This window comes from Acidovorax sp. GW101-11A03 (assembly GCF_059424825.1).
Map to the genome: position 1 here is coordinate 132,521 of NZ_JBWKZU010000001.1, position 14,454 is coordinate 146,974.

The 14,454-nt window shown below is 66.0% G+C and carries 9 protein-coding genes; 2 read left to right on the top strand and 7 right to left on the bottom strand.

Annotated features, from left to right (window positions below; all coding sequences use genetic code 11):
• Positions 1 to 57 precede the first annotated feature (57 nt).
• Positions 58 to 4,941, top strand: a complete 4,884-nt coding sequence (locus tag AC07Z7_RS00590) for an EAL domain-containing protein (protein ID WP_494764962.1) — start codon at positions 58 to 60, stop codon at positions 4,939 to 4,941.
• A 1,048-nt stretch (positions 4,942 to 5,989) separates the two neighbouring features.
• Here the strand turns inward: AC07Z7_RS00590 and AC07Z7_RS00595 are convergent.
• A complete protein-coding gene (locus tag AC07Z7_RS00595) occupies positions 5,990 to 6,526 on the bottom strand; it encodes a Spy/CpxP family protein refolding chaperone (RefSeq protein ID WP_494764963.1) in 537 nt (178 codons plus the stop codon).
• Between the two features lie 353 nt (positions 6,527 to 6,879).
• Here AC07Z7_RS00595 and AC07Z7_RS00600 point away from each other — a divergent pair, with 353 nt between their 5' ends.
• A complete protein-coding gene (locus tag AC07Z7_RS00600) occupies positions 6,880 to 7,950 on the top strand; it encodes a recombination-associated protein RdgC (protein ID WP_494764964.1) in 1,071 nt (356 codons plus the stop codon).
• A gap of 51 nt (positions 7,951 to 8,001) precedes the next feature.
• Here AC07Z7_RS00600 and AC07Z7_RS00605 read toward each other — a convergent pair whose 3' ends face one another.
• The 6 genes from AC07Z7_RS00605 to AC07Z7_RS00630 all read right to left on the bottom strand — a co-directional run bounded on the left by AC07Z7_RS00605 (position 8,002) and on the right by AC07Z7_RS00630 (position 14,453).
• Complete coding sequence (locus AC07Z7_RS00605; RefSeq protein ID WP_494764965.1) at positions 8,002 to 8,751, bottom strand: gamma-glutamylcyclotransferase; 750 nt, start codon at positions 8,749 to 8,751, stop codon at positions 8,002 to 8,004.
• 16 nt (positions 8,752 to 8,767) lie between these two features.
• The gene (locus tag AC07Z7_RS00610) at positions 8,768 to 9,517 is read right to left on the bottom strand and encodes a pirin family protein (protein WP_252660030.1); all 750 of its coding nucleotides are present in this window, start codon (positions 9,515 to 9,517) and stop codon (positions 8,768 to 8,770) included.
• 218 nt (positions 9,518 to 9,735) lie between these two features.
• A complete protein-coding gene (locus AC07Z7_RS00615; RefSeq protein WP_252660031.1) occupies positions 9,736 to 10,536 on the bottom strand; it encodes an enoyl-CoA hydratase/isomerase family protein in 801 nt (266 codons plus the stop codon).
• Positions 10,537 to 10,643: 107 nt separating this feature from the next.
• A complete protein-coding gene (locus tag AC07Z7_RS00620) occupies positions 10,644 to 12,443 on the bottom strand; it encodes an AMP-dependent synthetase/ligase (RefSeq protein ID WP_494764966.1) in 1,800 nt (599 codons plus the stop codon).
• Positions 12,440 to 13,258 (bottom strand): ABC transporter ATP-binding protein, encoded by an 819-nt coding sequence (locus AC07Z7_RS00625; protein ID WP_055398825.1) that lies wholly within the window; start codon positions 13,256 to 13,258, stop codon positions 12,440 to 12,442. The genes AC07Z7_RS00620 and AC07Z7_RS00625 overlap by 4 nt, the downstream gene beginning before the upstream one ends.
• 13 nt (positions 13,259 to 13,271) lie before the next feature.
• Positions 13,272 to 14,453: an ABC transporter substrate-binding protein gene (locus AC07Z7_RS00630; protein ID WP_494764967.1), complete on the bottom strand. Its 1,182-nt coding sequence runs from the start codon at positions 14,451 to 14,453 to the stop codon at positions 13,272 to 13,274.
• Position 14,454: the final 1 nt, after the last annotated feature.

A 14,454-nucleotide genomic window follows, 5' to 3' on the forward strand; every position in this document is an offset into this window, starting at 1 on the left:
CGCCCTGGCCCGGCGGTGCCAGTGCACGCGCCTGGGCACCGTGGTTGCCTGACCACCATGCCACCAGCGCAAGCCACCGCAGAAGCCGCCAGGCTCCAGGCACTGCAGTCTTACGCCATCCTCGACACCCCGGCCGAAGAAAGTTTTGACCAGCTGGCCAAGCTGGCGGCACAGGTGTGCCGCTGCCCCATGGCGGTGGTCAACTTTGTGGACCATGAGCGCCAGTGGTTCAAGGCCACCGTGGGTGTGCCTTTTCGCGAGACCGACCGCGCGATTGCGTTCTGCGCCCATGCCCTGAGCGGCAGCCGCGAGCCCCGCGTGGTGCCCGACACCACCCTAGACCCCAGCTTTGCCCACAACCCTCTGGTGCTGGAGCAACCCCATGTGCGGTTCTACGCCTGCGTGCCCCTGGTGACGAACGAGGGGTTTGCGCTGGGCACCCTGGCGGTGCTGGACTCCGTGCCACGCAACCTGTCGCCCGAGCAGCTGGAGGGTCTGCGCATCCTGGCCGAGCAGACCATGATGCAGCTGGAGCTGCGGCGCCAGAAGCAATTGCTGGGCGAGCTGGTGCAGCAGCGCGACCAGATGCACGCCGAGCTGGCCGCGCAGGGCGAGGCGTTGCGCGTGACGGGGCAGATTGCGCGGGTCGGTGGCTGGACGGTCGAGCTGCCCGGCATGCAGCTGAGCTGGTCGGACGAAATCGTTGCCACCTATGGCATTGCACAGCGCACGGGCTCGGCCACCCAGCTGCTGCAGCTGTACACCCTGCCGCACCGCGCGACGGTACAGAAGGCGTTTGACGACTGCGTGCTGAAGGGCACGCCGTTTGACATCGAGGCCGAGGTGGTGATGCCCGGCGACCGGCATTTCTGGGTGCGCACGGCGGGCCAGGCGGTGCGGGATGCCAACGGCCACATCGTGCGCGTGCAGGGTGCGTTCCAGGACATCTCGGCACAGCACCAGGCCCACCAGGCGCGGCAGTTCAGCGAAGAGCGCTTTCACCTGGTGTCGCGCGCCACGGCCGATGCCGTGTGGGACTGGAACCTGCACACCGATGCGATGTGGTGGAACGAGGGCATGCAGAACCTGTTTGGCGTGCCGCTGGACCAGCTGCCGCCCGACAGCACCTCGTGGACCTTGCGGCTGCACCCCGACGACAGTGATGCGGTGCTGGACGGGATCCACGCCGCCATCGAAGGCACGGCCAACCACTGGTCGGACGAATACCGCTTTCGCCGCAGCGACGGCAGCTATGCCTGGGTGCTGGACCGGGGTTTCCTGATCCGCGACCTGCAGGGCAAGGCCGTGCGCATGGTGGGCGGCATGACCGACATCAGCGCCCAGAAGCTGGCCGACCTGGACGCCCAGCGCGATGCGCAGAACCATGCCGAGCTGCTGCGGGTGCAGCAGCGCATCTCGTCGCTGGACATGCCCTTGCCCGAGGTGCTGCAGCTGGTGGCCAGCACAGTGCTGCGCCAGACCGGGGCGCGCGGCGCGATGGTGGAGCTGCTGCAGGGCCGCCAGCTGGTGGCGCAGGCCTCGGCGGGCGACCATGTGCGGCCCGTGGGCAATCTGCTGCCGGTGGACCAGAGCCTGCTCTGGCCCGCGCTCAGCCAGGGCCAGACCGTGGTGTGCAACGACACCGAGGCCGAGGGCTGGGACATGGCGTCGATGCCACACCGCCACGGCGTGCGGTCGGTGATGGCCGTGCCGCTGCGCAGCGGCGATGCCATCGTGGGCTCGCTCAAAGTCACCTCGGACAAGACCAATGCGTTTTCGCGCCGCGACGTGGCCCACCTGGAGATCCTCACCGAATCCCTGGGGGCCATGGTGCAGCTGCGCCATGTGGCCGGGCAGCTGCACGCGTCCGAGCTGCAGTACCGCATGCTGTTTGACGAGCACCCGCACCCGATGTGGGTGTACGACAAGGAGACGCAGCAGCTGCAGGCGGTGAACCGGTCGATGGAAACCCACTACGGCTACACCGAGGCCGAGCTGCTGACCATGCAGATGACCGACCTGTGGCCGGCCGAGCGGCGCGATGCCATCCGCGCGTCCATCGACGCCATCCCCATGGACCAGCGCAACAAGCCGGTGATCAGCCGCCATGTCAAAAAAGACGGCTCGTTCATGGACGTGGAGATCACGGCGGGCAGCATCAGCTTCAACGGCCGCCCGGCCCGGCAGGTGCTGGCCACCGACGTGACCGAGCGCCTGCGCACCGAGCGCGAGCTGGCGCGCATGGGCCGCGCGCAGCGCCTCTTGAGCGCCTGCAACGAAACCCTGGTGCGCGCCACCTCCGAAACCGCCCTGCTGCAGGCCGTCTGCCAGATTGCGGTGGACATTGGCGGCTACCGCATGGGCTGGGTGGGGCTGGCGCTGGACGACGAACGCAAGTCCATCCAGCCCGTGGCCCACGCGGGCTACAACGAGAACTACCTGGAGAACCTGCACCTGTCCTGGTCGGCCGACGACCCCTACGGGCGCGGCCCGGCGGGCATGGCCATCCGCTCGGGCCAGCCGGTGATCGTGCAGGACATCCGCACCGAAGGCGACTTTGCCGACTGGACCGAACGCATGCTGGGCCACGGTTTCCATGGCGTGATCTGCCTGCCCCTGCAGCACCGCGACCAGGACCGCGCGTTTGGCCTGCTCTACCTGTACGCGCCCGACATCCTGCAGATCAGCCCCGAGGAAGCCGCGCTGCTGCAGGAGCTGGCCAGCGACCTGGCCTTTGGCATCACCAGCCTGCGCGCGCACAAGGCGCAGCAGCGGCTGCAGGCCTCGGTGCTCAAGGTGGCGGCGGCCGTGTCGGCCAGCACCGGCACCGAGTTTTTTGTGCAGCTGGTGCGCAACATGGCCGACGCCCTCGATGCCCAGGGGGGCTGCGTGGTGCGGCTGCTGCCCGCCACGGCGCGGGACCAGCCCCCCCGCGTGGTGACGCTGGCTGCCGTGCTCGATGGCCAGATGCTGCCGAACGACGAATACACCCTGGCCGGCACCCCCAGCCTGCTGCTGATGTCGCAGCGCACCCATGTAGTGACCGACAAGGCGCAGCAGCTCTACCCCGAGGCGCCCATCCTCGCCAAGGTGGGCGCGCAGGCCTATGCGGGCCAGCAGCTGTGCAATGCCGATGGCGAGGTGGTGGGCATTGTGTTCGTACTGTTCCGCCAGCCGATCGCCGAGACCGGCTTCATCGCCTCCACCCTGCAGATCTTTGCCTCGCGCGCCTCGGCCGAGATCGAACGCCAGCTGGCCGATGCCCGCATCCGCCACCAGGCCTCGCTGCTGGACAAGGCGCAGGACGCCATCGTGGTGCGCGACCTGGAGCACCGCGTGATCTACTGGAACAAAAGCGCCGAGCGCCTGTATGGCTGGTCGCAGCTGCAGGCGCTGGGCCAGTCCATCGAGACCCTGCTCTACGACGACCCCACCCATTTCCGCCACGCCACACAGACGGTGCTGGAGCAGGGCGAGTGGACGGGCGAGCTGATGCAGCGCCACCGCCACGGCGGCACCATCGAGGTCGAGGGCCGCTGGACCCTGGTGCGCGGCGACGACGGCCGCCCACAGTCCATCCTGGCCATCAACACCGACATCAGCCAGCGCAAGGCCAACGAGCGCGAGATCCAGCGCCTGGCGTTCTACGACGCCCTCACCGGCCTGCCCAACCGCATGCTGCTCATGGACCGCATGCACCAGGCCCTGGCCACGGCGCAGCGGCGCCACCAGGGCGGGGCGCTGCTGTTCATCGATCTGGACAACTTCAAGCAGCTCAACGACACCCTGGGCCACGATCAGGGCGACCTGCTGCTGCAGCAGGTGGCGCAGCGCCTGAACACCTGCGTGCGGGCGGTGGACACCGTGGCGCGCCTGGGCGGCGACGAGTTTGTGGTGATGCTCGAAGAACTCAGCCCCAAGCCGCACGAACTGGCCATGCATGCCCGCAGCGTGGGCGAAAAGATCCTGACCATGCTGGCCGTGCCCTATGCGCTGGCGGGTTACCAGTACCGCAGCACACCCAGCATCGGCATTGCGCCGTTTGCGGGCGAGCTGACCAGTGTGGGCGAGCTGCTCAAGCAGGCCGACCTGGCCATGTACCAGGCGAAGACCGCCGGGCGCAACACGCTGCGCTTTTTCGACCCCGATATGCAGGCCGTGGTCACGGCCCGCGCCGCGCTGGAGGCCGACCTGCGCTCGGCCCTGGCGCAGGAAGAATTTTTGCTGCACTTCCAGCCGCAGATGCGCCACACCGGCCAGTGTGTGGGGGTGGAGGCGCTGGTGCGCTGGGCCCATCCGCAGCGCGGCATGGTCTCGCCCGCGCAGTTCATCCCGCTGGCCGAAGAAACCGGGCTCATCCTGCCCCTGGGCCGCTGGGTGCTGCACAACGCCTGCCAGTTGCTGGCCAGCTGGCAGCAGGACCCGGCCCTGGCCCACCTGACCATGGCCGTGAACGTGAGTTCGCGCCAGTTCCGCCACGCCAGTTTTGTGGACGACGTGGCCCGGGTGCTGGCCATCACGGGTGCGCCGTCGGGCCAGCTCAAATTGGAGCTGACCGAAAGTGTGCTGGTGGAGGACATGGAAACCACCATCGCCACCATGGAGGCGCTGCGCAGCTATGGCGTGGGCTTCTCGCTGGACGACTTCGGCACCGGCTATTCCAGCCTGAGCTACCTGAAGCGCATGCCGCTCGACCAGCTCAAGATCGACCAGAGTTTTGTGCGCGACCTGCTCACCGACCCCAACGACGCCGCGATTGTGGACACCATCATCGGCCTGTCGCGCAGCCTGGGCCTGGAAGTGATCGCCGAGGGCGTGGAAAGCACCGAGCAGCGCGAGCTGCTGGCCCGCGCAGGCTGCCAGCTCTACCAGGGCTACCTGTTCAGCCGCCCCCTGTCTGTGGACGTCCTGGACGCCTTCCTGCGCACTCCGGCTGCTTAGGTGGCCTGCCCTCGGGGCAGGCCCCTCACTTTTCCTTTTTTAAAACTGGACAAAACCACAGCCAAGGCTGTGGTTTTTTGCTTTCCGAAGGCGCCGGGGCCATCGCCAGGCCGACGGCCGACCATCCGTGGGCTGCGAAGGCCCTTGGGTTGGGCCCACACAGCACCTCCCCAGCGGCCCGGGAGTTGTTCCCTGTCTTTCTTCTTATATCTTTTATAAATACATAGTCGTAGTAGTAAGGGGTGGCCCTTGCTGTGGACAACTGGTTTTTCTGCAGTCTGGGCGCGCACTTAGCCATCTGCCAACTCTGTGCACCGATCCCTGCTCCCGCTGTCACGGCAACGGGGACAAAAGCCAGCCGTCGCCTTTTTCTGTGGATAACCCGGCGCTTGTGCCAGAACTATCCCCAGTTTTACGCACCGGACGTCAGCGAGGCAAAAATAGCAGTCAAAAACGCCTTCTCCGCGCAATGGATAAGCGCTTATAGCTATTTAATTGATAGCAATCAGGGCTCTCTGTGCAACCAGACACCCTGCATTCCCCTGCGCCAGGCACCCGCCCGTCCTGACCGGCCCCGACCGATCGGATCGCCGTGCGGAATCCCTTCTTCCTTTTTTGCCATCAGCCCACCGGGGTACCGCCGCCTTCCTGTGTGCAGGGATGCCCGAGGGGCCCGGGAGTTGGGGTTCTGGTTATTCTTTGATAGCTCTATATATAGATAGCAGTAGTAATAGAGTCGGCCCTTTTCTGTGGACAAGGGCTTTTTCCTGAATGCTGGCGCGGGCTTGCGTCGCCGCAAAGTCTGTGCGGCGGGCTGCACAAAGCGCGGGGCCCAGGTACAACAACTTTTCGGCAGCGGCTGTTCGTGTGGATAACTGCCCGGTTGTGCCAGAACTCTTCCCAGACTTATCCACAATCCGGGGTGCTGGCCTCGATTTTTTGGGGCTCCCGGGACCTGAGAGGCGTCTGCAGAGCGAAAAAAAAGCCCGGCGTCTGCGGAAAGACGCCGGGCGGGTGGGGATGCAGCGGCTGGCCGCTGATTCGTGTCTTACTGGGCGGGTGCCGGGCCGGGCTTGCCGCCAGGGCCACCGTGGCCCCCATGGTGGCGGCCTTCGCCCCCCTTCATGCCACCCATGCGGTGTCCTCGGTGCGCCTGGGCGTCAAAGGTCTTTTGCTGCTCGGGCGTCAGCGCGGCGTAGAAGGCCTTGGTGGCCTCGCCCCGGCGGTCGGCCTCGGCAGCGTGCTGGGCGCGCAGGGCCCGCATGCGGTCGATGCGTTCGGGGGTGGTGAGCTTGTCCATGTCCTGGCGGTCCAGGCGCGCGGGGCGCTCGCCGGGCTGCATCGCGGTGGTGAAGGTGGTCCAGGCGGGTTCCTGGGCAGCGGTCAGCTTGAGCTGGGCCTTGAGTTCGGCCAGGTGCTTGGCATGGCGCTGGGTATGGTCGCCGTGGCGGCGCTCGTGCCGGGCTTCGGGGGCCTTGGCGGAAGCGGCAGGAGGCGTGGCGGGCGGCTGCTGCGCCAGAACGGGCAGGGCCATGGCCGCCAGCAAGGCGGTGGCAGCAAAGCGGCGTTGGAAGGGGGATGCCATGGTGGGAGTCCTTTCACGGGGGGTTGGCTCGCTGCAACGACCGTTTCAGCGATTGAGGTGCAGTGTCTGCCCCGCATGTAACGCCGCCGTGCGCGTTGGATGAGGCTGTGTAAAGTTGTGACAAGAAGCTCCATCGGTGGGCGGCTTCTTCCCCTGGCCAATCATGGTAAAAATGCCGCCTCCCGCTCTATGGGTAAGTCTTTATAGCTATCAAACTAATAGCTTTTGACAAGCGTCAAGCTGCCGCCCCCGCAGGCGGGCGACTGGCCCGGGGTGGCGACCGCCGACAATGGCGGGTTCCGAGCCCGTTGGCTTGTTTTTTATTCACCAACGCCCCCAACAAAAGGTTTTCCGTGTTCAAGAACATGATCGTGTACCGCATTGCTCCGCAATGGCAGGTGGAATTGACGCAGGTCGAAGAGGCGCTGGCCAAGGCGCCCTTCATGGAATGTGGCGCCACGCAGGAAAAATCCCTGGGCTGGGTGCCGCCGCGCGGCGAACCGCATGGCCCGTTGGCCGAGTCGGTCGGGGGCCAGTGGATCCTGCGCTTCATGGTCGAATCCAAGGTGCTGCCCGGCAGCGTGCTGGCGCGCAAGGTCAAGGAAAAAGCCGAACGCATCGAGCAGGAAACCGGCCGCAAGCCTGGCAAAAAGGAAAGCAAGGAGCTGAAAGACGAGGCCAAGCTGGACCTGCTGCCCATGGCCTTCACCAAGCAGGGCTCGATGTGGGTGTGGATCGACACCGCCTCGCGCCTGCTGGTGCTGGACACCTCCAGCCAGGGCCGCGCCGACGAGGTGGTCACGCTGTTGGTCGAATCCCTGCCCGGCCTGTCGGTGTCGCTCATCAACACCCAGACCAGCCCCCAGGCCGCCATGGCCCACTGGCTCAAGGAGCAGGAGCCGCCCGTGGGCTTCACGGTGGACCGCGAGTGCGAACTCAAAAGCGCGAATGAAGAAAAAGCCGTGGTGCGCTACGCCCGCCACCCGCTGGACATCGAGGAGGTGCAGGCCCACATCGACGCGGGCAAGCTGCCCACCAAACTCGCCCTCACCTGGGACGACCGCGTGAGCTTCATGCTCACCGAAGGCCTGCAGATCAAGAAGGTGTCGTTTCTTGACACCGTGTTCGAAGGCACCAAGGCCGACGACGGCGGTTTTGACACCGACGTGGCGATTGCCACGGGCGAGCTGGTGAAGCTGATCCCCGATCTGATCGAGGCGCTGGGGGGTGAGGCGGAGAGCGGCGTGGCCAGCGCGGCTGAGGCCGTGGCAGCCGCTGCCACTGCTGCCCCAGCCACGGCCGCGCCACGGGCTCCGGCGCCTTCTGCGCCCATCGCACCTGCACGCAAATCAGCGGGCGGCGGCGTGGTGACCGGGCCCCGGGAGGCCCCGGTGGATACGGATCCGGGGGCGGCGCCGTTTTGAGTTGATCACGTCCGCAGCAAGGTATGCCCGGCAGGCGCTCAGGTGCAGGGTTCAGAGGGCATCGCTGCAGGCCATGGCACGCACCAGCGCTGCCAGCTCGTGCACATACCCATCCCTGATCCCCAGCACCTCGCACTGCCGCACCAGCTGCTCCAGATAGTCCCGGTTGCTGCCAACGCGCCCGCAGGCCGTTGCAATGGTCGCTGCGGTGGCCTGCATCGACAGGTCGCCCCGGTAGAGGGGGTGGGTGGTGTTGGCCACCAGAACCAGCGCCTGCACATCACCCTGGGGTGTGGGCAGTGCAAGCAGTTGTGGGCAGTAGGCGCCGGTGATCATCTCGCGGCGCCAGAGCAGGCGGGATTCGGTATCGACCAGTGGCGCGGGAATCCTGAATGCCAGGCCTTCACAGGTCTGGCTGGCGTCCGGCTCCAGCGTCAGCACCAGCCCGGGGCAGTCGGGCGTGCCCCGGCCGATGGTGGTGCCCAGGGCAAAACGGCGTGCGTACCCGGGCAGGTGGGCCCGGCGCACTTCGTCGAAATGAAAACCCGGGTTCCACATCAGCGAACCATAGGCAAACACCCACAGGTCGAGCGATTGCGCGGTGATGGTGGCGAGCACCTCGCGGCGCGAGCGTTCCACCTCGCTGTCGGGCAGGCGCCAGTGGGCAGGCAGGCCCTGGCTGCGGGCCTGGGCGTCCCATTCGGCCAAGGCCTCATCGGTCAGGCGCAGGCCCGAGTCGTGGGCCGGGGTGAGCCGGCCTTGCAGCTCGGGCAGGTGGAGGAAGGCGTTGGGGCGGGGCATGGTGGCGGGCCGCAGCTTACCGGCGGGCCAGGTCGAACACCAGCACGTTGGCGCCGGTGCCATGCCGCAGGGTCAGCTGGTTTTCATCCTCCAGCAGCGCACCGTCGCCTGCGGCCAGTGGCACGCCGTTGACCTGCACGGTGCCCTGTGCCACGTGCACGTACGCCAGGCGCTGGGGGTCGAGGGCCTGTGTGGCCGTTTCGGCATCGCCGTCGAACAGGCCTGCCCAGAGGGTGGCGTCGGCATTCATGCTGAGCGAGCCGTCGATGCCCTTGCGCGAGGCCATGCGCACGAGTCGGCCCCGGCGGTCTGCAGCCGCAAAATGCTTTTGCTCGTAGCTGGGGCGGATGCCGGTGAACAGGGGTTTGAACCAGATCTGCAGGAAGTGGGTTTCTTGGTCCTGCAACGCGTTGAATTCGCTGTGCTGAACGCCCCAGCCTGCGCTTATGCGCTGCACATCGCCGGGGCGCAGGATGCCGGTGGGGGGTGTTGGCGCAGGGGGGGCGCCGTCCGGATGGCTGCGCTGCGGCAGGTTGTCCTGGTGGGCCAATGCGCCGCTGAGCACATAGCTCACGATCTCCATGTCGCGGTGGCCGTGGCTGCCAAAGCCCTGGCCAGGGGCCATGGTGTCGTCGTTGAGTACCAGCAGGTTGCCATGGCCCTGGTGGCGCAGGTCAAAGTAGCTGCCAAACGAGAAGCTGTGGGCGCTGTGCAGCCAGCCGGTGGAGGAGCGGCCCCGGTCTGCGGCTGCGCGGACGGTGATCACAGTGAAGGTGTCCTGCTGTTGGAGAAAGGGTTGTGCACATCGGGCGATGGCATGCACCCACTGTAGAGGGCGGAGCGGCCCGGATAAACGGGCCGCACGCAAACGGAGTGTTCCGTAAACGGGGCTAATAGGGGCCCGTGAGAATGGTGCGCGAGCTGGCGCGTGTCCTGCGTTGGAAATTTTGTGTAGAACGAGTTATCAATTCAGGACACCAGGCGCTACCGCCCCGCGAATGACGGGCTCTGGCGCTGGTGAAACGCCTCCACCCCCGCACGAAAGTCCTCCGTGCCCGCGCACTGCACAAAGGCGTCTTTTTCGGCCGCCAGCTGTTCGGGCAGGGCGCGCTCCATTGATTCGCGCATCAGGCGCTTCATCGCGCCGTAGGCCAGGGTGGGTCCAGAAGCCAGACGCTGGGCCAGGGCCGTGGTGCTGCTCTCCAGCTCGGCGGCGGGCACCACGCGGTTGATGAGGCCCAGGCGCAGCGCGTCGTCAGCGGCGAAGGCCTCGCCCAGCAGCGCAATCTCCAGCGCCTGGCGCAGGCCCACGATGCGCGGCAGCGCCCATGAGGCACCCACATCGCAGCTGGTGCCCAGGTGGATGTAGGCCAGGTTGAAGCGTGTGCCTTCGGCAGCGATCACGTAGTCGGCCATGAGCAGCAAACTCAAACCTGCACCGGCGGCCGCACCGTGCACCTGCGCGATGACGGGGGCGTTCATCTGCGTGAGCAGCAGCAGGGCCTGGTTCAGCGGCGTGAGGATGTCGATGGCGCCCTGCACGGGCGCAGCGCGCAGTGTGGCCAGGTCGCCCCCGGCCATGAAGCCCCGGCCGTTGCCAGCCAGCACCACGGCGCGCACACCCGGGTCGGCGGCGATGGCCTGCACGGCGGCGAGGAAGGCGTTGGCCATGGGCACGTCGATGGCGTTGAGTGCCTCGGGCCGGTTGAAGCGCAGGGTGGCGATGGCGCCGTTGCGCTCCATCAGCAGGGGCTGTGTGGCAGGGTGGGTGGCGGTGTTTTTCATGTCAATTTGGCCCTCTGCGCGCAACAGTAAAGCGTTTTTAGCTCTTGTTTTTATAGTGAATGGCCTGAGTGGGGCTGCCAAAGCGATTCGGATCGCCTCAAGAACTCTCAGTGGTACAGCGCCTCGATCTCGGCCGCATAGGTTTTGTAGATGCTCGCGCGGCGCACCTTCATGGTCGCAGTCACCTCGCCGTCGTCGTGGTCCAGCTCCTTGGTGAGCAGGTGAAACTTGCGGATCTGCGACACCTGCGCGAGGCGCTGGTTGCCCTGGTTGATTTCGGCATCGATGAGGCCGCGCACCTCGGGGTGTTCCACCAGCGAGCGAAAGTGCGTGAACGGTATGCGCCGAGCCTCGGCCCACTTGCCCACGGTCTCGTAGTCGATCATCACCAGTGCGCCGACGAACTTGCGCGCCTCGGCGACGATGATGCATTCCTTGATGAAGGGGCTGCCCTTCATCGTGTTCTCGATTTCGGACGGCGTGAGGTTCTTGCCGCCAGCCGTGATCATGATGTCTTTGAGGCGGTCCACGATCTTGATCTGGCCTTGCTCTTCGCGCACCACGTCGCCTGTGTGCAGCCAGCCGTTCACGATGCTGCTGGCGGTGGCTTCGGGGTTTTTGTAGTAGCCCGCAAACACCATGTTGCCTCTGAGCTGCAGTTCGCCGTTGTCGGCAATGCGGTGCTCCACGCCCAGCGTGGGCACGCCCACGGTGCCCACCGCCACATGATCGAGCCGGTGGCCCGTGACCATGCCGGTGGATTCGGTGAGGCCATACACCTCGATGAGCGGCACGCCCAGCACGCGGAAAAAGCGCACCACATCGGGCGGAATGGGCGCGGCACCGGTGAGTGCCACATGGGCGTTGCGCAGACCGATGAAGTTCTGCAGCGCGCGGAAGATGAGCCAGTAGCTCGCGGCAAAGGTGAGCTTGTCGGTTGCGCTCCAGGCACTGCGGGGTTTCTCGGCCAAAGGCTTGCAGGCGTTGTAGGCCTTGTGGAACAGCGCGCGGCGCAGGCCACCAGTCTCTTGCAGCTTGATGTGGATGGCGGCGTGCAGCTTTTCCCAGATGCGCGGCACGCCCAGGAACATGGTGGGCGCGACCTCGCGCAAGTCCTCCTGCACGGTGCGGATGGACTCGCCAAAGTTCACCTGCGAGCCGATGTACACGGGCACAAAGCTGGTGAGCATCTGCTCGGCCACATGGCACAGCGGCAGGTACGACAGGTGCGTGGTGCCTTGCGACAGCTCCAGCCGGTCCACGATGCCGGGCACCACGCCCCGGATGTTGCGGTACGAAATCATCGCGCCCTTGGGCTTGCCGGTGGAGCCCGAGGTGTAGATCATCAGGCCCACGTCATCGAGCCGCTGGCGCGCCAGGGCGTCGTCGATGATGGCTTGTTGGCCCGACGCTGCGCCCAGCTGCTCGACCTCGTCAAAGGTGGTGATGAACTGCCGCACCTCGGGCGCAAAGCTGCGCAGGCCCTTGGTTTCCATGACCACGATCTTTTTCAGGCGCGGCAGATCGGGCAGTGCGGCCAGCAGCTTGTCGGTCTGCTCCTGGTCTTCGCAAACCATGATCTCGATGTCGGCATGGCCCACCACATAGGCCACCTCGTTGGTGGGGCTGGTGGGGTACACGCCCACCGTCACGGCGCCCACCAGGCCTGCGCCCATCTGGGCCAGCACCCATTCAATGCGGTTCTCGGCGATCACGCCCACATGCCCGCCCGCAGCCAGGCCCAGAGCGCGCAGGCCCAGGCCGAAGTGGCTGGCGCGCTGGTGGTACTGCGCCCAGGTGAAAGGCTTCCAGATACCGAAGTCCTTTTGCCGGATGGCGATGCGCTGTGCGTCGGTGCGCGCGCGCTCGCGCAGCAATTGAGGCAGGGTGAGGTCGGGGAGCGTCATGACAGCCATCTCTTGCGGCGCTTGTAGTGTTTGATGTCCTTGAAGCTTTTCGCCTCGCCACCGCCACCCATGCCGAGGTAGAACTCGCGCACATCCGGGTCGTTGGCCAGGCGCTCGGCCGTGCCGTCGATCACGATCTTGCCGTTCTCCATGATGTAGCCCCGGTGCGCTACGGCCAGCGCTACGGTGGCGTTCTGCTCCACCAGCAGCATGCTGGTGCCCCGCTCGGCGTTGATGCGCGCAATGATGGTGAAGATGTCTTCGACGAGCTTGGGAGACAAGCCCAGCGAGGGTTCGTCGAGCAGGATGAGCTGGGGCTGCGCAATCAGCGCGCGGCCGATGGCCAGCATCTGCTGCTCGCCGCCTGACAGGTACCCAGCCAGGCCCTTGCGCCGCTCATGCAGGCGCGGGAAGTAGCTGTAGACCAGGTCGAAATCCGGCGTCGCATCCTTGCGCCCTGTGAGCGCATAGGTCGCCGCCACCAGGTTCTCTTCGACCGTGAGGTCTTCGAACACGCGGCGGCCTTCCATCACATGGCTCAGGCCGTTGCGCACCAGCTGCTGCGGGGCCACGGCGGCCGTGGGCTGGCCGTTGAAATGGATGCTGCCGCTTTCGACCACACCATCCTCCAGCGCCAGCAGGCCCGAGATGGCCTTGAGCGTGGTGCTTTTGCCTGCCCCGTTGCTGCCCAGCAGCGCCACGATCTGCCCCCGCGGCACGGCCAGCGACAGGCCGCGCAGGGCCTGCACCACCTTGTTGTAGATGACCTCGATGTTGTTGACTTCGAGGACGTTGGCCGGGGTTGGCTGGGTCATGGCAAAGGCGAGGTCAGAGCTTGATCCAGTCAGATGCGGCAACCATCTTCTGGGCCTTCATATCGGCGCGGTACACACGGCCCACGGGGATGGAGTTGCCACTGATGGTGATTGGCACGCCGATCAGCCCGCCGGTGTCGAAGTCCTTGATGGAGTTGAGCGCGGCCTTGAGGTTGGGGCCTGTGAGGGGCTTACCTGCATCCAGCGTGCGCTTGGCTGCCTCGGTGAACAGCATCGCCGCCAGGAAGCCCTGGATGTAGGCCGTGCTCTGGTACTCGGGGCGCACGGCACGGATCTTCTCCAGCATGGGCGCCTTTTCGGTGTCGTAGTAATAGCGGTAGGGCATCACGCCCATGAAGCCGTCGGCGGCCTCGCCCATCTTCATGACGGTGGAGCTGTCCATGGTCCAGAACGTGCCCATCCACTTGCTGGTCATGCCCTGTTGCTTGCCCTGGGTGATGAACTCAGGGATGGGCGCGAGGATGTAGCCGTGAAAGATGGTGTAGTCGGGCGCCGCGCGACGCAGCTTGATGACCTCGGTGGACACGTCCACGCTGCCGGCGGGCGTCATGATCTTGATGGGCACCGACAGGCCCAGCTGCTTGGCCATGGCTTCGCTGGACTCGATGGGGTCGCGGCCGAATTCCGAATCGGAGTACACAAACGCCACCTTGGCGCCGGGCTTTTCTTTGGCGATGTGTTTGAGCAGGATGCCGAACATCTCTGTGTAGTCGGGGCCCACGAGGAACTGGTTGGGGTACTTCTTGGGGTCGTTGAGTTCGGTGGCAAACGATGCGCCCGCCATCAGGATGTTGCCGTTGCGGTCCAGCTCGGGGTTGATGGTTTTGGAGAAGCCGGTGGAGTCGCCGTAGTACAGGTTGACCTTGTTCTGGCTGGTGATCTTCTTGAACGCAGCCACCGACACATCGACCTTGTAGCCCGTGTCTTCGGGCACGTACTTGACCTTGCGGCCCTTGATGCCGCCCGCGTCGTTGAGCATCTTCACGTAGTCGCCCATGCCAGCGTTGATGCCAACCCCCGCAAACGCGAACACGCCGGTGAGCGGGATGGAGCCGCCGATCACGATCTCTTCAGCGCCTTGGGCCAGTACCGACAGCGGGCTGGTGAGGGCAGCGGCGCCAGCGGCTCCGAGCAAGAGTTGGCGGCGCTGGAAGGAAGTGCGTTGTGTGTCCATG